Origin of the sequence: Streptomyces sp. Ag82_O1-12, assembly GCF_900182715.1 — a bacterium.
Lineage (GTDB): Bacteria > Actinomycetota > Actinomycetes > Streptomycetales > Streptomycetaceae > Streptomyces > Streptomyces massasporeus.
This window is the reverse complement of sequence record NZ_FXUW01000001.1, coordinates 5,108,777-5,128,617: the sequence shown is the minus strand read 5'-3', so window position 1 is coordinate 5,128,617 and position 19,841 is coordinate 5,108,777. Positions and strand designations below refer to the sequence as shown.

General features: G+C 67.2%; 16 protein-coding genes. 5 read left to right on the top strand and 11 right to left on the bottom strand.

Features of this window, described 5'->3' with window-relative positions:
• Positions 1-13 precede the first annotated feature (13 nt).
• On the bottom strand, positions 14-709 hold the full coding sequence (locus QOL88_RS23620; RefSeq protein WP_257027875.1) for a hypothetical protein: 696 nt from the start codon (positions 707-709) through the stop codon (positions 14-16).
• A 138-nt stretch (positions 710-847) separates the two neighbouring features.
• Between QOL88_RS23620 and QOL88_RS23615 the strand changes: the two genes are divergently transcribed.
• Positions 848-2,242 carry a S41 family peptidase gene (locus QOL88_RS23615; protein WP_097219243.1) on the top strand — a complete coding sequence of 465 codons (1,395 nt, stop codon included), beginning with the start codon at positions 848-850 and terminating at the stop codon, positions 2,240-2,242.
• On the opposite strand, the gene QOL88_RS23610 is transcribed toward QOL88_RS23615, so the two are convergent.
• Both QOL88_RS23610 and QOL88_RS23605 read right to left on the bottom strand, forming a co-directional pair.
• Positions 2,239-2,427: a DUF397 domain-containing protein gene (locus QOL88_RS23610; protein WP_097219240.1), complete on the bottom strand. Its 189-nt coding sequence runs from the start codon at positions 2,425-2,427 to the stop codon at positions 2,239-2,241. The genes QOL88_RS23615 and QOL88_RS23610 overlap by 4 nt on opposite strands.
• Positions 2,424-3,302 carry a helix-turn-helix domain-containing protein gene (locus tag QOL88_RS23605; protein WP_097219238.1) on the bottom strand — a complete coding sequence of 293 codons (879 nt, stop codon included), beginning with the start codon at positions 3,300-3,302 and terminating at the stop codon, positions 2,424-2,426. The genes QOL88_RS23610 and QOL88_RS23605 overlap by 4 nt, the downstream gene beginning before the upstream one ends.
• A 155-nt stretch (positions 3,303-3,457) precedes the next feature.
• On the opposite strand from QOL88_RS23605, the gene QOL88_RS23600 reads away from it, so the two are divergent.
• The 4 genes from QOL88_RS23600 (at position 3,458) to QOL88_RS23585 (ending at position 5,677) form a co-directional block, all read left to right on the top strand.
• Complete coding sequence (locus QOL88_RS23600) at positions 3,458-3,910, top strand: ATP-binding protein (protein ID WP_097219235.1); 453 nt, start codon at positions 3,458-3,460, stop codon at positions 3,908-3,910.
• A gap of 212 nt (positions 3,911-4,122) precedes the next feature.
• Positions 4,123-4,989 (top strand): helix-turn-helix domain-containing protein, encoded by an 867-nt coding sequence (locus QOL88_RS23595; RefSeq protein ID WP_097219232.1) that lies wholly within the window; start codon positions 4,123-4,125, stop codon positions 4,987-4,989.
• Complete coding sequence (locus tag QOL88_RS23590) at positions 4,986-5,423, top strand: hypothetical protein (protein WP_373559304.1); 438 nt, start codon at positions 4,986-4,988, stop codon at positions 5,421-5,423. Before QOL88_RS23595 ends, QOL88_RS23590 begins: the two co-directional genes overlap by 4 nt.
• A complete protein-coding gene (locus QOL88_RS23585) occupies positions 5,420-5,677 on the top strand; it encodes a hypothetical protein (protein WP_097219230.1) in 258 nt (85 codons plus the stop codon). The genes QOL88_RS23590 and QOL88_RS23585 overlap by 4 nt, the downstream gene beginning before the upstream one ends.
• A 169-nt stretch (positions 5,678-5,846) precedes the next feature.
• Here the strand turns inward: QOL88_RS23585 and tuf are convergent, their stop codons facing one another.
• From tuf to rplL, 8 genes are all read right to left on the bottom strand, one after another.
• Positions 5,847-7,040 (bottom strand): elongation factor Tu, encoded by a 1,194-nt coding sequence (tuf, locus tag QOL88_RS23580; protein WP_030839706.1) that lies wholly within the window; start codon positions 7,038-7,040, stop codon positions 5,847-5,849.
• Between the two features lie 154 nt (positions 7,041-7,194).
• A complete protein-coding gene (fusA, locus tag QOL88_RS23575; RefSeq protein ID WP_097219227.1) occupies positions 7,195-9,321 on the bottom strand; it encodes an elongation factor G in 2,127 nt (708 codons plus the stop codon).
• A gap of 39 nt (positions 9,322-9,360) precedes the next feature.
• Positions 9,361-9,831 (bottom strand): 30S ribosomal protein S7, encoded by a 471-nt coding sequence (rpsG, locus tag QOL88_RS23570; protein WP_003992340.1) that lies wholly within the window; start codon positions 9,829-9,831, stop codon positions 9,361-9,363.
• A 2-nt stretch (positions 9,832-9,833) separates the two neighbouring features.
• Complete coding sequence (gene rpsL, locus QOL88_RS23565) at positions 9,834-10,205, bottom strand: 30S ribosomal protein S12 (RefSeq protein ID WP_003948652.1); 372 nt, start codon at positions 10,203-10,205, stop codon at positions 9,834-9,836.
• Between the two features lie 320 nt (positions 10,206-10,525).
• Positions 10,526-11,047 carry a DUF1707 and DUF4190 domain-containing protein gene (locus QOL88_RS23560; RefSeq protein ID WP_373559303.1) on the bottom strand — a complete coding sequence of 174 codons (522 nt, stop codon included), beginning with the start codon at positions 11,045-11,047 and terminating at the stop codon, positions 10,526-10,528.
• A 274-nt stretch (positions 11,048-11,321) separates the two neighbouring features.
• Positions 11,322-15,221 carry a DNA-directed RNA polymerase subunit beta' gene (locus QOL88_RS23555; protein WP_097219222.1) on the bottom strand — a complete coding sequence of 1,300 codons (3,900 nt, stop codon included), beginning with the start codon at positions 15,219-15,221 and terminating at the stop codon, positions 11,322-11,324.
• A gap of 94 nt (positions 15,222-15,315) precedes the next feature.
• Positions 15,316-18,801: a DNA-directed RNA polymerase subunit beta gene (gene rpoB, locus QOL88_RS23550; protein WP_030839719.1), complete on the bottom strand. Its 3,486-nt coding sequence runs from the start codon at positions 18,799-18,801 to the stop codon at positions 15,316-15,318.
• Positions 18,802-19,371: 570 nt separating this feature from the next.
• Positions 19,372-19,755 carry a 50S ribosomal protein L7/L12 gene (gene rplL, locus QOL88_RS23545; protein ID WP_030839722.1) on the bottom strand — a complete coding sequence of 128 codons (384 nt, stop codon included), beginning with the start codon at positions 19,753-19,755 and terminating at the stop codon, positions 19,372-19,374.
• Positions 19,756-19,841: the final 86 nt, after the last annotated feature.

Sequence of the window (19,841 nt, the reverse complement as noted above, 5' to 3'; positions counted from 1 at the left end):
GCACATCGTGCCATTACTCCTCCAGCGTCCAGAACGGTGAGTCCTTCGGAGGTGCCGGGCGGACGGGATGGGTGGCGAAGTCGATGTCCGCGTCGGCGGTCGGGTCTCCGACGGGAAGACGGCCCCGGTGGTCTCGGCCGTAGTAGATCCCGTAGGCCCAGTACTCCGGGAGCTCGTGGCCCATCAGGTCCACACCGAAGGCAACCGACTCCCGCGTCCCGTACACCGCGTTGATCCTGGCGATCGCCTCCGCGCGGCAGATGCCGACGCGTTCCACCAGTACGTCCGCCATCTCCCGGAAGTACCCGAGCATCTCGTCGTCGAGGGGCATCACGAACTCCGTGCCTGTCGTGCCGGCCGTGGGGCACGCCCCGAATTCCACCAGCCACCGCAGGCGCCTGACCTCTGCCACGAGCTGTGGGACCGCCTCCCTGGCCATGGCGATGAACGCGGCGTTCTGGTCCCAGAGTCCGTCGGCGCAGTCGACGTAGCGCGGTTGCTGGACGAGGGTGGCCGCGATCAGTTCCCGGTGGTCGAAGTCGGGCCATCGCCCGGCCCGGCCCGTGTCCGGCACCGTGCTGACCCCGACCAGGTTCATGGCGTGGTCATCGTCAAGGTTTCTGACGTGCCACGGCCCTGGGGTGGCGGACCTGCACAGTTCGTCGATCGCGTCCAGGTCGAGTGCGTCGGGCGCCGCATCTGAAGTCATGCTCCAGTGTTACGGCCCGGCAGTGGCGAACCGGCCGGGGGCTGTCCCCACCCCCGCCCTCCGGCCCACCGGATGGCTCGCCCCCCGCTCCCCCAGGCACCGTAAGGGGACCGACCACACAACAGGGGGAACCTATCCGTGCGCACCACCACCGCCACCGCCACCGCCCTCACCCTGGCCCTCGCCGCAGCCGCCACGGCGCCCGCCACGGCCGCCTCCATCTCCGGCAAGCCGGGCTCCGACGGCCTCTGGCGCACGGACGGCTACGGCACCGTCCTCTCCCTCGACGGCGACACCCTCCAGGAGTTCCAGACGACATCCGTCAGTTGCCTCAAGGGTGACAGTGCCCGACGGAGCGGCCCCGGCACGTACGCGACCGCCGACGGCGCCACACTGACCGTCCGACCCGGCCCCGGCGGGAACCGCGCCACCCTGGGCTACGACACCTCGGTCGGACACCGCTCGCTGCGGCGGATCCACGAACTGCCGGCCGACTGCACCCGCCCTACCTCCAAGGACCCCCGCACCGCCTTCGACGTCTTCTGGCACTCCTTCGCCGAGAACTACCCCTTCTTCGCCGCGAAGGGCGGCGTCGACTGGCAGGACATGAGGGACCGGTACCGGCCGAAGGTGCACCAGGACACCACCCGCAAGGAACTCTTCGGCATCTTCAGCGACATGGTGCGGCCCCTCTACGACGCGCATGTCGCCGTCCGGGACGGGGACCAGGTCTTCGCCCAGGTCCGCCCGGGCACCCAACCGCCCGGCGAGGAACTGGACACCAAGGTCAAGAAGTTCATCACCGAACACGACCTCAAGAACGCCCCATACCGCCAGGACTTCGCCAACGGCCGCATCACCTACGCCGATCTGTCCGGCCACGCCGCCGGCCAGGGCTACCTCCGCATCTCCGGCTTCGGCGGTTACGCCCCTGACGGCGCCCCCTATCCCGTCCACCTCGCCGAACTCGACAAGGCCTTGGACACGATCCTCACCACCGAGCGCACCCAGCGGCTCAAGGGCCTGATCATCGACCTGCGCATCAACGGCGGCGGCTCCGACGCCCTCGGCATCCACATCGCCGAACGCCTCACGGACACGCCCTACGTCGCCTACGCCAAGCGCGCCCGGAACCACCCCACCGACCCGGGCCGGCACACCCGCCCCGAGCCCATCCGGGTCGTACCGGCGTCCGGGCCCCGCTATACCGGGCCCGTCGCCGTACTGACCTCGGGCACGACCGTCAGCGCGGGTGAGACCTTCACGCAGGCCCTGATCGACCGGCCGGGCGGCACGGTTCGTATCGGGCAGCCGACCCAGGGGGTCTTCTCCGACGTCATGGAACGCAGCCTCCCCAACGGCATGGCGGCGATCCTCCCGAACGAGGAGTTCCTCAACCGGTCGGGCCGGACCTACGACGGCACGGGCATCCCGCCCCACCTGACCGAACCGGTTTTCACGAAGGAGGAGTTCGCGAAGAACCGGGACTCGGCGTTCGACCGCGCGGTGAGCGTCCTTCGGAACGACGGCTAAACAGAGGCCACGAAGTCCGACCAGGCCTCCGGCGCCAGCGCGAGCCGGGGGCCTTCGTGGTGCTTGGAGTCCCGGACGTGGATGGTGGCGGTCTCGGGGCCTATCGCGATCTCGACGCAGGAGTCACCGTCGGGGCCACTGCTGTAGCTGCTCTTGAACCACGCCAGTTCAGCGTTGCGGATCATGTCTCTCCCAGCAGTTGCTCAATAAGGGCCAGCGACTCCCGTGGCGGAAGGGCCTGAGCCCGGATCGTGCCATACCGCAGTTCAAGGATCCGGACCTGTTTGGGATCAGTGCTCGGTCGACCGTTGAACGCACCGTCCGACCGGCCCACCGCAGTGCCGTCCCCGAACTTCAGCACCTCGATCCTCCCGTTCAGACCGGGGTGGGCGTCGCTGCTCGTCGGCATCACCTGGAGCTTGACGTTGCGCAACCGCCCCACCTCCAGCAGGCGTTCAAGCTGCTGACGCCAGACCATTGTGCCCCCAACCGGGCGTCGCAGCGTCGCCTCCTCCTGGACGAAGCTGAGCGATGGCGCGGGCGACCGCTCGAACACACACTGCCGGGCCACGCGCGCGGCCACCAAGCGCTCCACCTCGTCCGGCGAGTACGCGGGCTGCCAGGACTCGAACAGGGATCGCGCATGGTCGGGGGTCTGCAACAGCCCATTGATGCTGATGCACTCGTACACCCCAATCTCCACCGCCTGCCCCTCCAACTTGGCAAGCTCCCGCACCTTCTTGGGATACCGAACCCTCTTCACGTCCTCCCAGGCAGCCGCAATCAGCCCACCCGCCCCCAGCACCTCATCGGCCCTGACCAGATAGTCCTGCCGAGGAATCCGCTTCCCGCCCTCGATCTTGTAGACCATGTCCTCGCCGTAGCCGACCGCCGTCCCGAACTCGGCGGCCCGCATCCCCACCGCCTCACGCCGCAGCTTCAGCTGCCGCCCGACGGTCGCGATGACCGCGACACCCCACTCGTCGTCGGGATCGACCTCCCAACCCGGCTCGTCCGCCTCGCCCTTGAGCCGCCCCGAGTCCGCCTCGACCGCCGTCATCCCGCACCCTTCCGCCGTCGTACGACCGTGCCCAGCGCCCTACCCGTACGCCCGGCCCCGACAGCCCGGACAACGCCGGACAAGCTCCGGACAGTCACCGTACGCACCCGCCGAGTCACTGTTCACGGTAAGCGCGGACGGCCACGCTGAGTGACGTGAAGCAGAACTCCCCCGAACTCGGCATCCCCGTCCGCAACTTCAGCCTCCAGCTCTCCGCCACCCCGCGCGGCGCCCGGCTGGCCCGGCTCCTCGCCGTCGAACAACTGCGCTCCTGGGGACTGCCGTTGGACCCGGCGCGGCAGGTCGTCGCGGAGCTGTCGGTCAACGCGGCGACACACGGTCGAACCCCCGGCCGCGACTTCCGCCTGCTCCTCTACGTCGTCGCCGGCACCCTCCGCATCGAGGTGACGGACACCCGTGCAGACCGCCTGCCGACAGCCCGCCTCGGCCTGGGCCTCCTCCTGGTCGACGCACTCGCCGATCGCTGGGGCGTCACCCGGGGGCTGCCGCCCCGCAAGACCGTCTGGGCCGAACTCGATCTCGCGCCGGAACCCGAAAGTCCGTGCTCCGGCGGTACAGGCGCCCTCCTCCAAGGACCACAAGGGTGAAAGAACCCGACCAAACCCCACCCCTCCTCCCAGCCGCAGGGCTGCCTCACCCTCGCGGGTGAACATCACCAACTCAGCTGGATTCGGAGGCCCTCGCCTGCCCTACGCTCAGCGCAACACGTCACGCCACAACCGCAGACATGCGACGGCCCTCGCCGGGACGGCAATCCCAGTGCGAGGGCCTGACCACCGAGGAAGAAAAGGCCTTCCCGATGGATACGCAGAACCCTAACGTGCCCTCGCACGCCCACACTCGGGTTGCCGGAAAGAAGCACCCGAACCGGCGGCACCCCCACTCCGGCCTGGTGCACGAGAACACCCGCCACACCGCCCGCTTCACGGTGATCGGCAACCACCTGGCCCAGCACCCGGAGCTGTCGCTGCTCGCGATCGGACTGTCGGTGCACATCCAGTCCCTCCCGCCCGGCGCCCGCATCGACATCAAGTCGCTCGCGGCCCGCTTCCCGGAGGGCACGACCCGTATCGCCACCGCCCTGCGCGAGCTGGAGACACACGGCTACCTGCGCCGCACCCGCGAGCGCGTCCCGGACGGCCGGATCATCACCCGCACGACCTCCTGCAACCAGCCGGGTCACAGCGTTACGGACACCCCGCGCCCCACCCCGAGGAAGCGGACCAGGCAACCCGGTGGCAAACCCCTGCCCGCGGTACCGCGCCCGGCATACCCGGCCCCCGCCCTCATCCAGCAGGCCACGGACCTCCTCAGCCGGCTCCGCCGCAACGACTCCCGCCTCCTGCTGTCCACGTGCGACACCGCCCACCTCGCCCCGGGCGTCGCGGCCTGGCTCGAACGAGACGTCACCCCGGCCGCCGTACGGCACGCCCTGACGACGGACCTCCCACCGGAGCCCCTGCACCGCCCGGCCGCCCTCCTGGCCCATCGCCTGGCAGCCCAACTACCACCCCCACCGCCCTTCGCCCCACCGCAGGCGCCCCCGCCTCCCACCCGGCACCCCCTCCAGACCTGCGACGGCTGCGACCGCGCCTTCCGCAGCCCGGACCCCGGCCACTGCCGCGACTGCCGATCCGACCGTGCCAAGCTGCTGGAAACCGCATGAACGGAACAACTGCCGCCCAGGTCTCCCCGCTCCTCTGCCGTCGGGGCGGGATAGCCTGGGTGGGGCACTTCCCGGAGGTGGACACGATGAGCACGCAGGCCGACCACGGACACGAGCTGATCCCCCGCCCCCGGCAGACTCCCGATGCCCTACGGACAGCTCTCGCTTCCGTGGATCCGGCTCGCCTGGAAGAGATGCAGGCCAGCAAGGACGACGCCTTCGCGAAGGCGGTCGAGTGGCAGTCCTTGAGCCCTGTGCAGAGTTGGGTGCTGGCCTGGGCCCGGGACATCGAGATCGCACGTCGTCCCGACCTGTCCACCCGGTACACCCGCGCGAAGGACAACCTGGAACACGAGGACCCCGCCCTCGCCCAGGAGGCCCTGCGCGAGCTGAGCGCCGTCCTGGACGAAGCCATGAAGGCCATCCGGGAGTGAGCTGGAAATGGGAGTACGCCTTCGGGGCCGAGGAAGCGGCCCGAACCGCTCCCACCAGCTTCCTCGCTGAGGTGGAAAGCAAGGCGGAAGAGCTGGTCAGAGCAGCTGAAGCACTGCACATCCACGGACGCGCCTACGACGGCACCGAACCGGGCGGCGGCACCATCATCGTCCCCGGCGGCATGTTCACGTATCGGGTCGTCGTCCGCAGCGAACGGATCTACGTCGTCCAGATCACGTACCTCGGCTTCTGACCCGCCGCACGAACGCAGCTCACCGGCCCGTTCCAGGGCAAGGTGAGACCCGCCGGCTCGCCGGTCCGCCGAACCGCCCCCGGAAACGGCAAAAGGGCCCGCACGACCGAAGTCGTACGGGCCCCTTCGAGCCACTCAGGTCAGTAGACCCTCAAGCCAGTCCGAAGACTTACTTGTTGATCTTGGTGACCTGGCCGGCGCCCACGGTCCGACCACCCTCACGGATGGCGAACTTCAGGCCCTCCTCCATGGCGACGGGCTGGATGAGCTCCACCTTCATCTCGGTGTTGTCACCCGGCATGACCATCTCGGTGCCCTCGGGGAGGGTCACCACGCCGGTCACGTCCGTCGTACGGAAGTAGAACTGCGGGCGGTAGTTGTTGAAGAACGGCGTGTGGCGGCCACCCTCGTCCTTGGACAGGATGTAGGCCTGCGCCTCGAACTCGGTGTGCGGGGTGACCGAGCCCGGCTTGATGATGACCTGGCCGCGCTCGACGTCCTCGCGCTTGATGCCACGGAGGAGCAGACCGACGTTCTCACCGGCCTGGCCCTCGTCGAGCAGCTTGCGGAACATCTCGATGCCGGTGACCGTGGTGGTGGTCTTCTCCTGCTTGATGCCCACGATGTCAACGGTCTCGTTGACCTTGAGGACACCACGCTCGATACGACCGGTGACGACGGTGCCACGACCGGTGATCGTGAAGACGTCCTCGATCGGCATCAGGAACGGCTTGTCGACGTCACGCTCGGGCTGCGGGATGTTCTCGTCCACGGCCTTCATGAGCTCGAGGACGGAGTTGCCCCACTCCTTGTCGCCCTCGAGGGCCTTGAGCGCCGAGACCTTGACGACCGGCAGGTCGTCGCCCGGGAACTCGTACTCGGAGAGGAGCTCACGGACCTCGAGCTCGACGAGCTCCAGGATCTCCTCGTCGTCCACCATGTCGGCCTTGTTCAGCGCGACGACGATGTACGGAACGCCGACCTGGCGGGCCAGGAGCACGTGCTCCTTGGTCTGCGGCATCGGGCCGTCGGTGGCGGCGACCACGAGGATGGCGCCGTCCATCTGCGCCGCACCCGTGATCATGTTCTTGATGTAGTCCGCGTGACCGGGGCAGTCGACGTGGGCGTAGTGACGCGTCTCGGTCTGGTACTCGACGTGCGCGATGGAGATGGTGATACCGCGCTGGCGCTCCTCAGGAGCCTTGTCGATCTGGTCGAAGGCCGAGGCCTCGTTCAGGTCCGGGTACGCGTCGTGCAGCACCTTGGTAATGGCGGCCGTGAGGGTCGTCTTACCGTGGTCGATGTGACCGATGGTGCCGATGTTGACGTGCGGCTTAGTCCGCTCGAACTTCGCCTTCGCCACTGGGGTCCTCCTGAGAGTGGTTCTGGTACGCCTTACTCATCGGCGCCAGGTGATCTTTGCTGGAAAGCCCGGGCCTCGGGGCATTCCCACCACGATTGCGGCGGAATGCCCCTCGAGCACCGGAGTCAAGCCTACGGCGTGTAGACGCGGTGCGTTACTCGCCCTTGGCCTTCGCGATGATCTCCTCGGCGACGTTCCGGGGAACCTCGGCGTAGGAGTCGAACTGCATCGAGTAGCTTGCGCGACCCGACGTCTTGCTGCGGAGGTCTCCGACGTAGCCGAACATCTCCGAGAGGGGCACGAGGCCCTTCACGACGCGGGCACCGGCCCGCTCCTCCATGGCCTGGATCTGACCACGGCGGGAGTTGATGTCGCCGATGACCTCACCCATGTAGTCCTCGGGCGTGGTGACCTCGACGGCCATCATCGGCTCGAGCAGCACGGGGCTGGCCTTGCGCGCGGCCTCCTTGAAGGCCTGCGAACCGGCGATCTTGAACGCCAGCTCGGAGGAGTCGACCTCGTGGTAGCCACCGTCGATCAGGGTGACGCGCACGCCGGTCATCTCGTAACCGGCGAGGATGCCGAACTGCATGGCCTCCTGCGCACCGGCGTCGACCGAAGGGATGTACTCCTTCGGGATACGACCACCGGTCACCTTGTTCACGAACTCGTACGAGGCGTCGCCGCCCTCGATCGGCTCGATCGCGATCTGCACCTTGGCGAACTGACCGGTACCACCGGTCTGCTTCTTGTGGGTGTAGTCCACGCGCTCGACGGCCTTGCGGATCGTCTCACGGTAGGCGACCTGCGGCTTACCGACGTTGGCCTCGACCTTGAACTCACGGCGCATACGGTCGACCAGCACCTCGAGGTGCAGCTCGCCCATACCACCGATGATGGTCTGGCCCGTCTCCTCGTCCGAGTGGACCTGGAACGACGGGTCCTCCTCGGCGAGGCGCTGGATCGCGACGCCCAGCTTCTCCTGGTCGCCCTTCGACTTGGGCTCGATGGCGACCTGGATGACCGGCGCCGGGAAGTCCATGGACTCCAGGATGACCGGGTTCTTGTCGTCGGACAGCGTCTCACCCGTGGTGGTCTGCTTGAGACCCATCACGGCGACGATGTCGCCGGCGCCCACCGACTCGATCTCCTCACGCTTGTTCGCGTGCATGCGGTAGATCTTGCCGATGCGCTCCTTCTTGCCCTTCACCGAGTTCAGCACGGCGGTGCCGGACACGAGGCGGCCGGAGTACACGCGGACGAAGGTGAGCTTGCCGAGGTGCGGGTCGCTCATGATCTTGAACGCCAGCGCGGCGAGGGGCTCGTCCTCTGACGGCTTGCGCGCGATGACCTGCTCCGGGTCCTTGACGTCGTGGCCCTCGATGGCCTCGACGTCGAGCGGGGTGGGCAGGTAGCGCACGACCGCGTCGAGCAGGGGCTGAACGCCCTTGTTCTTGAACGCGGTGCCGCAGAACACGGGAGTGACGGTGGTGCCGCCGCTCTTGCCGGACGCGATGGTGATACGACGGATCGCGGCGTAGAGCTGCTCCACGGTGGGCTCGGTGCCCTCCAGGTACAGCTCCATCAGCTCTTCGTCGTTCTCGGCGACGGCCTCGAGCAGCTTGCCGCGGTACTCCTCGGCAGCCTCGGCGTGGGTGTCCGGGATGTCGACGGTGTCGTACATCTCGCCCTTGGTCGCCTCGGCCGACCAGACCAGGGCCTTCATCGTCACGAGGTCGATGACGCCCTTGAAGTCCGCCTCGGCACCGATCGGCAGCTGCATGACCAGCGGCTGGGCGCCCAGACGGTCCGAGATCATGTCCACGCAGCGGTGGAACTCGGCGCCGGTACGGTCCAGCTTGTTCACGAAGCAGATGCGGGGCACGCCGTAACGGTCGGCCTGACGCCACACGGTCTCGGACTGCGGCTCGACACCGGCGACACCGTCGAACACCGTCACGGCACCGTCGAGCACGCGCAGGGAGCGCTCCACCTCGACGGTGAAGTCGACGTGACCCGGGGTGTCGATGATGTTGATGGTGTAGTCGTTGTCCTCGAGCGGCCAGTGACAGGTGGTCGCAGCAGACGTGATCGTGATGCCACGCTCCTGCTCCTGCTCCATCCAGTCCATGGTGGCAGCGCCGTCGTGGACCTCACCGATCTTGTAAGACACACCGGTGTAGAACAGGATCCGCTCGGTGGTGGTCGTCTTGCCCGCGTCGATGTGGGCCATGATCCCGATGTTGCGGACCTTGGCCAGGTCAAGTGAAGTGGTAGCCATAAGGCTTCAGTCTTCTCTCGGTCTCGATGTGGGTAGCGACTACCAGCGGTAGTGCGCGAAGGCCTTGTTGGACTCGGCCATCTTGTGGGTGTCCTCGCGCTTCTTCACAGCGGCACCGAGGCCGTTGGACGCGTCGAGAAGTTCGTTGAGCAGACGCTCGGTCATGGTCTTCTCGCGACGGGCGCGGGAGTAACCGACCAGCCAGCGCAGCGCGAGCGTGTTGGCACGACCGGGCTTGACCTCGATCGGAACCTGGTACGTCGCACCACCGACACGGCGGGACTTGACCTCGAGGGTCGGCTTGATGTTCTCCAGCGCGCGCTTCAGCGTGATGATCGGGTCGTTGCCCGTCTTCTCACGCAGACCCTCCATGGCACCGTAGACGATGCGCTCGGCGGTGGAGCGCTTGCCGTTCAGCAGCACCTTGTTGATGAGCGACGTCACCAGAGGAGAACCGTAGACCGGGTCGATGATGACCGGGCGCTTCGGGGCGGGGCCCTTACGAGGCATTCTTACTTCTCCTTCTTGGCGCCGTAGCGGGAACGGGCCTGCTTGCGGTTCTTGACACCCTGGGTGTCGAGGGAGCCACGGATGATCTTGTAGCGAACACCCGGCAGGTCCTTCACACGGCCGCCGCGCACGAGCACGATGGAGTGCTCCTGCAGGTTGTGTCCCTCACCCGGAATGTAAGCGGTGACCTCGATCCCGCTGGTCAGACGCACACGCGCGACCTTACGCAGGGCCGAGTTCGGCTTCTTCGGGGTGGTCGTGAACACACGCGTGCAGACGCCCCGGCGCTGAGGGGAACCCTCGAGTGCGGGCGTCTTGTTCTTCTCGACCTTGTCCTGCCGGCCCTTCCGGACCAGCTGCTGGATCGTAGGCACTACTTCTCCGGTTTCTGTGTGCCGAATGGTGAAGCTAACCTGGAACGCCTCCGACCCACGCGGTCGGGTGTGTCGAACCCGCGGACTTCCGCCGCGAGGCAGAAAACTGCGCAGATTACGGTGGCCGGTGTCAGCTCGCCGTGCGGTTCATGGCACACACGCGAGCCAGGGCACACCCCAGGCACAAGGTCTGAGCGTACCTACCGCATTCGCTGCGGTCAAAACAAATGGGCACTGCCCGCATCGCCAGGCGGGACATGTCAAGCCCCCGAGCCGTTGTCGATCTTCAATTCGGCGACACGTGTCCGAAATGCACACCTTCACGATGCTACGACGGACACCACCGTGAGCAACACCAGAACGAGTGCCCAGCCCGCCGTGGACAACCATCCGAGCACCACACCGGTCAGCGCGAGCCCGTCCCCCAGCTCTCCCCGGCTGCGGATCTCGGCCCGGGCCACATGCCCCAGCACGACCGCCGGGATGCCGGTGAGCCCCATCGTCGGCACGCACAGCAGCCCGCACACCCCGGCCGCGACGGCCTTCCCGTTGGTCCGCGCCCGCGGCACGGGCATGAACGTCGCCGGCACGGGCACGACCGAGGCCGGCTGCGGCAAGGGCCCCTGCGGCAGATCCGCGACGAGCAGCGCCAGCTCCCCCACGGTCCGCGCCGCGTACGCCCGCCCGACCCGCTGCTCGAACTCGCCCTGCTCCATCCGCCCCTCGCCGTACCCGGCTCTGAGCACGTCCACGGCCCGCTCCCGATCGGCATGCGACGCCAGCATCGAGGGAGCACCAGGACCCTGCCAGGGCTGCCAGGACGGATAGTGCGACTGCGACACGGAGCACCTCCCCGGAGGCCGGAGTCCTTCCATGATGCGCCGATACGGGGGTTCTGGCACCGGTGCGTCGACGGAAGGGCGTCGCATGTCGGCCAGACAGCCGACAGACGCGCTCCGGAGCGGGCACACGTCCAGGCCTCACCTTCGTACGCCGGGAGGCACTGAAGGCCCGCCGAAACGGCGTGCGGGCCGGACCCACCCGGGACGCGGGCTCCGGGAACGCCGAAGGGCGGCCACCCCGCAGGATGACCGCCCTTCAGATCAAGCGACCCGCTTACTGGTTGTACGGACCGTAGTCGTAGTCCTCCAGCGGAACGGCCTGGCCGGAGCCCGTGCCGAACGGCGAGTAGTCGATGTCGTCGTAGCCGACGGCCGAGTACATCGCGGCCTTGGCCTCCTCGGTCGGCTCGACCCGGATGTTGCGGTAGCGGGACAGACCCGTACCGGCCGGGATGAGCTTACCGATGATGACGTTCTCCTTGAGGCCGATGAGGCTGTCGGACTTGGCGTTGATCGCCGCGTCCGTCAGGACTCGGGTCGTCTCCTGGAAGGAGGCGGCCGACAGCCAGGATTCCGTCGCCAGCGAGGCCTTGGTGATACCCATCAGCTGCGGACGACCGGAGGCCGGGTGACCGCCCTCCTGGACCACACGACGGTTCTCGGTCTCGAACTTCGAGCGCTCGACCAGCTCACCGGGCAGCAGCTCGGCGTCGCCGGACTCGATGATCGTCACGCGGCGCAGCATCTGCCGGATGATGATCTCGATGTGCTTGTCGTGGATCGACACACCCTGCGAGTTGTAGACCTTCTGGACCTCGCCGACCAGGTGGACCTGGACGGCACGCTGGCCCAGGATGCGCAGCACGTCGTGCGGGTTGGTGGCACCCACGGTGAGCTTCTGGCCCACCTCGACGTGCTCGCCCTCGCTGACCAGGAGACGGGCGCGCTTCGAGATCGGGAACGCCGTCTCGTCGCTGCCGTCGTCCGGGGTGACGACGAGCTTCTTGGTCTTCTCGGTCTCCTCGATCCGCACGCGGCCCTGGGCCTCGGAGATCGGGGCGACACCCTTCGGGGTACGGGCCTCGAAGAGCTCGACGACACGCGGCAGACCCTGGGTGATGTCGTCACCGGCCACACCACCGGTGTGGAAGGTACGCATCGTCAGCTGGGTACCGGGCTCACCGATGGACTGGGCGGCGATGATGCCGACCGCCTCACCGATGTCGACCAGCTTGCCGGTGGCCAGCGAACGGCCGTAGCACATCGCGCAGGTGCCGACGGCGGACTCGCAGGTCAGGACCGAGCGGGTCTTGACCTCCTCGACGCCACGCTGCACGAGCTCCTCGATGAGGACGTCGCCCAGGTCGGTGCCGGCCGGAGCCAGCACCTGGCCCTCGACCACGATGTCCTCGGCGAGGCAGCGCGCGTACACGGAGGTCTCGACGTCCTCCGTCTTGATCAGCGCGCCCTCGGCGTTCCGGTCGGCGATCTTCAGACGCAGACCGCGCTCGGTGCCACAGTCCTCCTCGCGAATGATGACGTCCTGGGAGACGTCGACCAGACGACGCGTGAGGTAACCCGAGTCGGCGGTACGCAGAGCGGTGTCCGCCAGACCCTTACGGGCACCGTGCGTGGAGATGAAGTACTCCAGCACGGACAGGCCCTCACGGAAGGAGGCCTTAATGGGACGCGGGATCGTCTCGTTCTTCGCGTTCGACACCAGACCACGCATACCGGCGATCTGACGCATCTGCATCATGTTGCCTCGTGCACCCGAGTTCACCATCATGAAGATCGGGTTGGTCTTCGGGAAGTTGTCGTTCATCGCCTCGGCGACCTCGTTGGTCGCCTTGGTCCAGATCGCGATGAGCTCCTGCGTGCGCTCGTCCTTGGTGATCAGACCGCGCTCGTACTGCTTCTGGACCTTCTCGTCCTGCGCCTCGTAGCCCTTGACGATCTCCTTCTTCGCCTCGGGAACGACGACGTCGGAGATGGCCACGGTCACGCCGGAGCGGGTCGCCCAGAAGAAGCCGGCCGCCTTCAGGTTGTCGAGCGTCGCCGCCACGATGACCTTGGGGTAGCGCTCGGCGAGGTCGTTGACGATCTCGGAGAGCTGCTTCTTGCCGACCTCGTAGTCGACGAACGGGTAGTCCTCGGGCAGCAGCTCGTTGAAGAGCGCGCGGCCCAGCGTGGTGTTCAGCCGGAAGGTGTCACCCTGCTGCCACTCGGGCTCGCCCTCCTCACGCGCCGGCGGGGTCCAGCCGCGCGGCGGGATGGTGCCGACCGGGAAGCGGACGTCGATCTTCGACTGGAGCGACAGCTCGCCCGCGTCGAAGGCCATGATCGCCTCGGCGACCGAGGCGAAGGAACGGCCCTCGCCCTTGAGCTCGCGCATCTCGCCGTCGGTGGTGAGGAAGAACAGACCGAGGACCATGTCCTGGGTCGGCATCGTCACCGGGCGGCCGTCGGCGGGCTTGAGGATGTTGTTCGAGGACAGCATCAGGATGCGGGCCTCGGCCTGCGCCTCCGCGGAGAGCGGCAGGTGGACGGCCATCTGGTCACCGTCGAAGTCCGCGTTGAACGCGGTGCAGACGAGCGGGTGGATCTGGATGGCCTTGCCCTCGACCAGCTGCGGCTCGAAGGCCTGGATGCCGAGGCGGTGCAGCGTGGGCGCACGGTTCAGCAGAACCGGGTGCTCCGCGATGACCTCTTCCAGCACGTCGTACACGACCGTGCGGCCGCGCTCGACCATGCGCTTGGCGCTCTTGATGTTCTGCGCGTGGTTCAGGTCGACCAGGCGCTTCATCACGAACGGCTTGAAGAGCTCCAGCGCCATCGCCTTCGGCAGACCGCACTGGTGCAGCTTCAGCTGCGGACCGACGACGATCACGGAACGCGCGGAGTAGTCCACACGCTTACCGAGCAGGTTCTGACGGAAGCGACCCTGCTTGCCCTTCAGCATGTCGCTGAGGGACTTCAGCGGGCGGTTACCGGGACCGGTGACCGGACGACCACGACGGCCGTTGTCGAACAGCGCGTCGACGGCCTCCTGGAGCATGCGCTTCTCGTTGTTCACGATGATCTCGGGCGCACCGAGGTCGAGAAGGCGCTTCAGGCGGTTGTTCCGGTTGATCACACGGCGGTACAGGTCGTTCAGGTCGGAGGTCGCGAAGCGGCCACCGTCCAGCTGCACCATCGGGCGAAGGTCCGGCGGGATGACCGGCACGCAGTCGAGCACCATGCCCTTGGGGCTGTTGCTGGTCTGCAGGAACGCGGAGACGACCTTCAGGCGCTTGAGCGCACGGGTCTTCTTCTGGCCCTTGCCGGTGCGGATGATCTCGCGGAGACGCTCGGCCTCCTCGTCGAGGTCGAAGGACTCCAGGCGCTTCTGCAGCGCCGCGGCACCCATCGAGCCGTCGAAGTACGTGCCGAAGCGGTCACGCAGCTCGCGGTAGAGCAGCTCGTCGCCCTCGAGGTCCTGGACCTTGAGGTTCTTGAAGCGGTTCCATACCTCGTCGAGGCGGTCGATCTCGCGCTGCGCACGGTCGCGCAGCTGCTTCATCTCGCGCTCGGCACCCTCGCGCACCTTGCGGCGCACGTCGGCCTTGGCGCCCTCGGCCTCGAGCTCGGCCAGGTCGGTCTCGAGCTTCTTGGCGCGGGCCTCCAGGTCGGCGTCGCGGCGCTGCTCGACCTGCTGGCGCTCGACGGAGACGTGGGCCTCCAGCGAGGGCAGGTCACGCGTACGGCGCTCCTCGTCGACGTACGTGATCATGTACGCCGCGAAGTAGATGACCTTCTCGAGGTCCTTGGGGGCCAGGTCGAGCAGGTAGCCCAGACGCGACGGGACGCCCTTGAAGTACCAGATGTGCGTGACCGGCGCGGCCAGCTCGATGTGGCCCATCCGCTCACGGCGCACCTTGGCGCGGGTGACCTCGACGCCACACCGCTCACAGATGATGCCCTTGAAGCGGACACGCTTGTACTTGCCGCAGTAGCACTCCCAGTCCCGGGTCGGACCGAAGATCTTCTCGCAGAAGAGTCCGTCCTTTTCGGGCTTGAGCGTGCGGTAGTTGATCGTCTCGGGCTTCTTGACCTCGCCGTGGCTCCACTGACGGATGTCGTCAGCGGTGGCCAGACCGATCCGGAGCTCGTCGAAGAAGTTGACGTCGAGCACTATGCGTCAATCCCTCTCAGGGTTGTAAGTCATGGGGTCTGATACGGGGGTCCTGGGGCCGGAGGCCTTCATCGCGAAGGCCTCCGGACTCCCGTCAGACCTCTTCGACGCTGCTCGGCTCGCGCCGGGACAGGTCGATGCCAAGCTCCTCCGCAGCGCGGAAGACGTCCTCGTCGGTGTCGCGCATCTCGATGGACATGCCGTCCGAGGACAGCACCTCCACGTTGAGGCACAGGGACTGCATCTCCTTGATGAGCACCTTGAAGGACTCGGGGATGCCGGGCTCGGGGATGTTCTCGCCCTTGACGATGGCCTCGTAGACCTTCACGCGGCCGGTCACGTCGTCGGACTTGATGGTCAGCAGCTCCTGGAGGGCGTACGCGGCGCCGTAAGCCTCCAGCGCCCACACCTCCATCTCACCGAAGCGCTGGCCACCGAACTGGGCCTTACCACCCAGCGGCTGCTGGGTGATCATCGAGTACGGACCGGTCGACCGGGCGTGCAGCTTGTCGTCGACCAGGTGGTGCAGCTTGAGGATGTACATGTAGCCGACCGAGATCGGCTCCGGGAACGGCTCGCCGGAGCGGCCGTCGAACAGCGGCGCCTTACCGGTCGGGAGCACCATGCGCTCGCCGTCGCGGTTCGGGATGGTGTGGTTCAGCAGACCGGCCAGCTCGTCCTCACGCGCACCGTCGAAGACGGGGGTGGCGACGTTGGTGCCCGGCGCGACCTGGTCGGCCTCGATGGCCTGCAGGCGCTGCGCCCAGTCGTCCGCGAGGCCGGAGACGTCCCAGCCGCGGCTGGCGAGCCAGCCGAGGTGGATCTCCAGGACCTGACCCGGGTTCATTCGGGACGGCACACCGAGCGGGTTGAGGATGATGTCGACCGGGGTGCCGTCCTCCAGGAACGGCATGTCCTCGATCGGCAGGATCTTCGAGATGACGCCCTTGTTGCCGTGGCGGCCGGCGAGCTTGTCACCGTCGGTGATCTTGCGCTTCTGCGCGACGTAGACGCGCACCAGCTGGTTCACACCGGGGGGAAGCTCGTCGCCCTCCTCGCGGTCGAAGACGCGGACGCCGATGACCTTGCCGATCTCGCCGTGCGGCACCTTCAGCGAGGTGTCACGGACCTCACGGGCCTTCTCACCGAAGATGGCGCGCAGCAGGCGCTCCTCGGGCGTCAGCTCGGTCTCACCCTTGGGCGTGACCTTGCCGACGAGGATGTCACCGGCGACGACCTCGGCACCGATACGGATGATGCCGCGCTCGTCGAGGTCGGCGAGGACCTCCTCGGAGACGTTCGGGATGTCCCGGGTGATCTCCTCGGGGCCGAGCTTGGTGTCACGGGCGTCGACCTCGTGCTCCTCGATGTGGATCGAGGAGAGGACGTCGTCCTGCACGAGGCGCTGCGACAGGATGATCGCGTCCTCGTAGTTGTGACCCTCCCACGGCATGAACGCCACGAGCAGGTTCTTGCCCAGCGCCATCTCGCCGTTCTGGGTGGCCGGACCGTCGGCCAGGACCTGGCCCTCGATGATCCGGTCGCCCTCGTTGACGATGACCTTCTGGTTGACCGAGGTGCCCTGGTTGGAGCGGGCGAACTTGGCCAGGCGGTACGTGATGTACGTGCCGTCGTCGTTGGCGGTGGTGATGTAGTCCGCGGAGACCTCCTGGACCACACCGGGCTTCTCGGCCTTGACCACGTCGCCGGCGTCGACCGCGGAGCGGTACTCCATGCCGGTGCCGACGAGCGGGGACTCGGACTTAATCAGCGGCACGGCCTGACGCATCATGTTCGCGCCCATGAGGGCACGGTTGGCGTCGTCGTGCTCGAGGAACGGGATCATGGCGGTCGCGACCGACACCATCTGGCGCGGCGAGACGTCCATGTAGTCCACGTCCTCGCCGGTGACGTAGTCGACCTCGCCGCCCTTACGGCGGACCAGAACCCGGGCCTCGGCGAAGCGGAGGTCGTCCGTCAGCTGCGCGTTGGCCTGCGCGATGACGAAGCGGTCCTCCTCGTCGGCGGTCAGGTAGTCGACCTCGTCGGTGACCTGGCCCTCGAACACCTTGCGGTACGGGGTCTCCACGAAACCGAACGCGTTGACCCGGCCGTAGGAGGCGAGCGAGCCGATCAGACCGATGTTCGGGCCTTCGGGCGTCTCGATCGGACACATGCGGCCGTAGTGCGAGGGGTGCACGTCACGGACCTCGAAGCCGGCCCGCTCACGGGACAGACCACCCGGGCCAAGAGCCGACAGACGGCGCTTGTGGGTGAGGCCCGACAGCGGGTTGTTCTGGTCCATGAACTGCGACAGCTGGCTGGTGCCGAAGAACTCCTTGATGGAGGCGACGACCGGCCGGATGTTGATCAGGGTCTGCGGCGTGATCGCCTCGACGTCCTGGGTCGTCATCCGCTCGCGGACGACACGCTCCATACGCGCCAGACCCGTACGGACCTGGTTCTGGATGAGCTCGCCGACGCTGCGCAGGCGGCGGTTGCCGAAGTGGTCGATGTCGTCGGTCTCGACGACGATGTTCGTACCGCTGTCGCCGACCGTCTCGGTCTCGCCCGCGTGCAGCTTCACCAGGTACTTGATCGTCGAGATGATGTCCTCGACGGTCAGGATGCCCGCGTCCAGCGGAGCGTCCGCACCCAGCTTCTTGTTGACCTTGTAGCGGCCGACCTTGGCCAGGTCGTAGCGCTTGGGGTTGAAGTAGAGGTTCTCGAGCAGCGTCTGCGCGGCCTCACGCGTGGGGGGCTCGCCCGGACGCAGCTTGCGGTAGATGTCGAGCAGCGCGTCGTCCTGGCCCTGGGTGTGGTCCTTCTCCAGGGTGGCGCGCATCGACTCGTACTCGCCGAACTCCTCGAGGATCTGCTCGGTGGTCCAGCCGAGCGCCTTGAGCAGGACGGTGACGGACTGCTTGCGCTTGCGGTCGATGCGCACACCGACCATGTCGCGCTTGTCGATCTCCATCTCCAGCCAGGCACCCCGGGACGGGATGATCTTGGCCGAGAAGATGTCCTTGTCGGACGTCTTGTCGATGGAGGAATCGAAGTAGACACCGGGCGAACGGACGAGCTGCGACACCACGACACGCTCGGTGCCGTTGATGACGAAGGTGCCCTTGTTCGTCATGAGCGGGAAGTCGCCCATGAAGACCGTCTGGGACTTGATCTCGCCGGTCTCGTTGTTCGTGAACTCAGCGGTGACGAAGAGCGGGGCCGCGTACGTGAAGTCGCGGTCCTTGCACTCGTCGATGGAGTTCTTCGGCGGCTCGAAGCGGTGGTCGCGGAAGGTCAGCGACATCGACCCGCTGAAGTCCTCGATCGGGGAGATCTCCTCGAAGATCTCCTCGAGCCCGGACTTGGTGGGGACATCCTGACCGTTCTCGAGAGCCTCCTCGACCCGACTCTGCCAGGCGGTGTTGCCGAGCAGCCAGTCGAAGCTCTCGGTCTGCAGCGCGAGCAGGTTCGGAACCTCGAGAGGCTCCTTGATCTTTGCAAAAGAGATGCGCAGCGGGGCAGTGCTGGCGGCGTTGTTCGTATTCGCGGTCGAGGCGTTGCGCGAGGCGGCCAAGAGGGGGTCCTTCCGAGGGCTCGGACTCACTACGCGCGTACCGGCCCCTCTCCCGTACACGGAGACAAGCTGCGTCGGTCCGGCCGGAAGGCCAGGTCAACGGATCTTGTCGTCGATGCTCGGGCGAGGGCAGACCCCTGGTGACGGGCAGGGGACAGCTAACAGGCAGCGCAAAGGGTCAGTGTAGCCACTCGGCACACTGATGTCCAGTGCGGGTCCTGGAACCCGTGTTCACCCTCGTTGTTCCACTCCTGCGACACGGCGCTGCCCTCAACGCACGTTAGTACTGCCCTCTTCGTCGCCGATCCATGCCTCGGATTCGGATCCTGTGACGACGCGTCCTGAGAATTGCGCGCTGCGTGCGGTTCGTCAAGGCCCCCCTGCCCGATCCCGGACCGCCCGGAGACACGACGAAGATCACCATACCCCCCGTCACCGGGGCTTCAAGGCAACCGTGGCCCGCCCCCGAGAACGCCGAAGAGCGACCACCCGGATGGATGATCGCTCTTCCGCGCTTACGCGTTACACGTCCGGTGGGACGTGTCGTGGATCCTGACGGATCCGAGGGTGTTACTTGACCTCGACGGAGGCGCCGGCGCCCTTGAGGGACTCGGCGGCCTTCTCGGCGGCGTCCTTGGCGACCTTCTCGAGAACGGGCTTCGGGGCGCCGTCCACGAGGTCCTTGGCCTCCTTCAGACCCAGGGAGGTCAGCTCACGCACGACCTTGATGACCTGGATCTTCTTGTCGCCGGCACCCGTGAGGATGACGTCGAACTCGTCCTGCTCGGCCTCGGCCTCGGCCGGGGCGGCGGGGCCGGCCGGACCGGCGACGGCGACGGCCGCGGCGGCGGTGACGTCGAACTTCTCCTCGAACGCCTTCACGAACTCGGAGAGCTCGATGAGGGTCATCTCCTCGAACTGCGCGAGCAGGTCTTCCTGGCTGAGCTTCGCCATGATGGCGGTCCTTCCACTAAATCGGCAGGTGCCGGATGTACATGTGAGGCGGGCGTACTACTGGCCCGCGACGGTCGCCGCGTTCA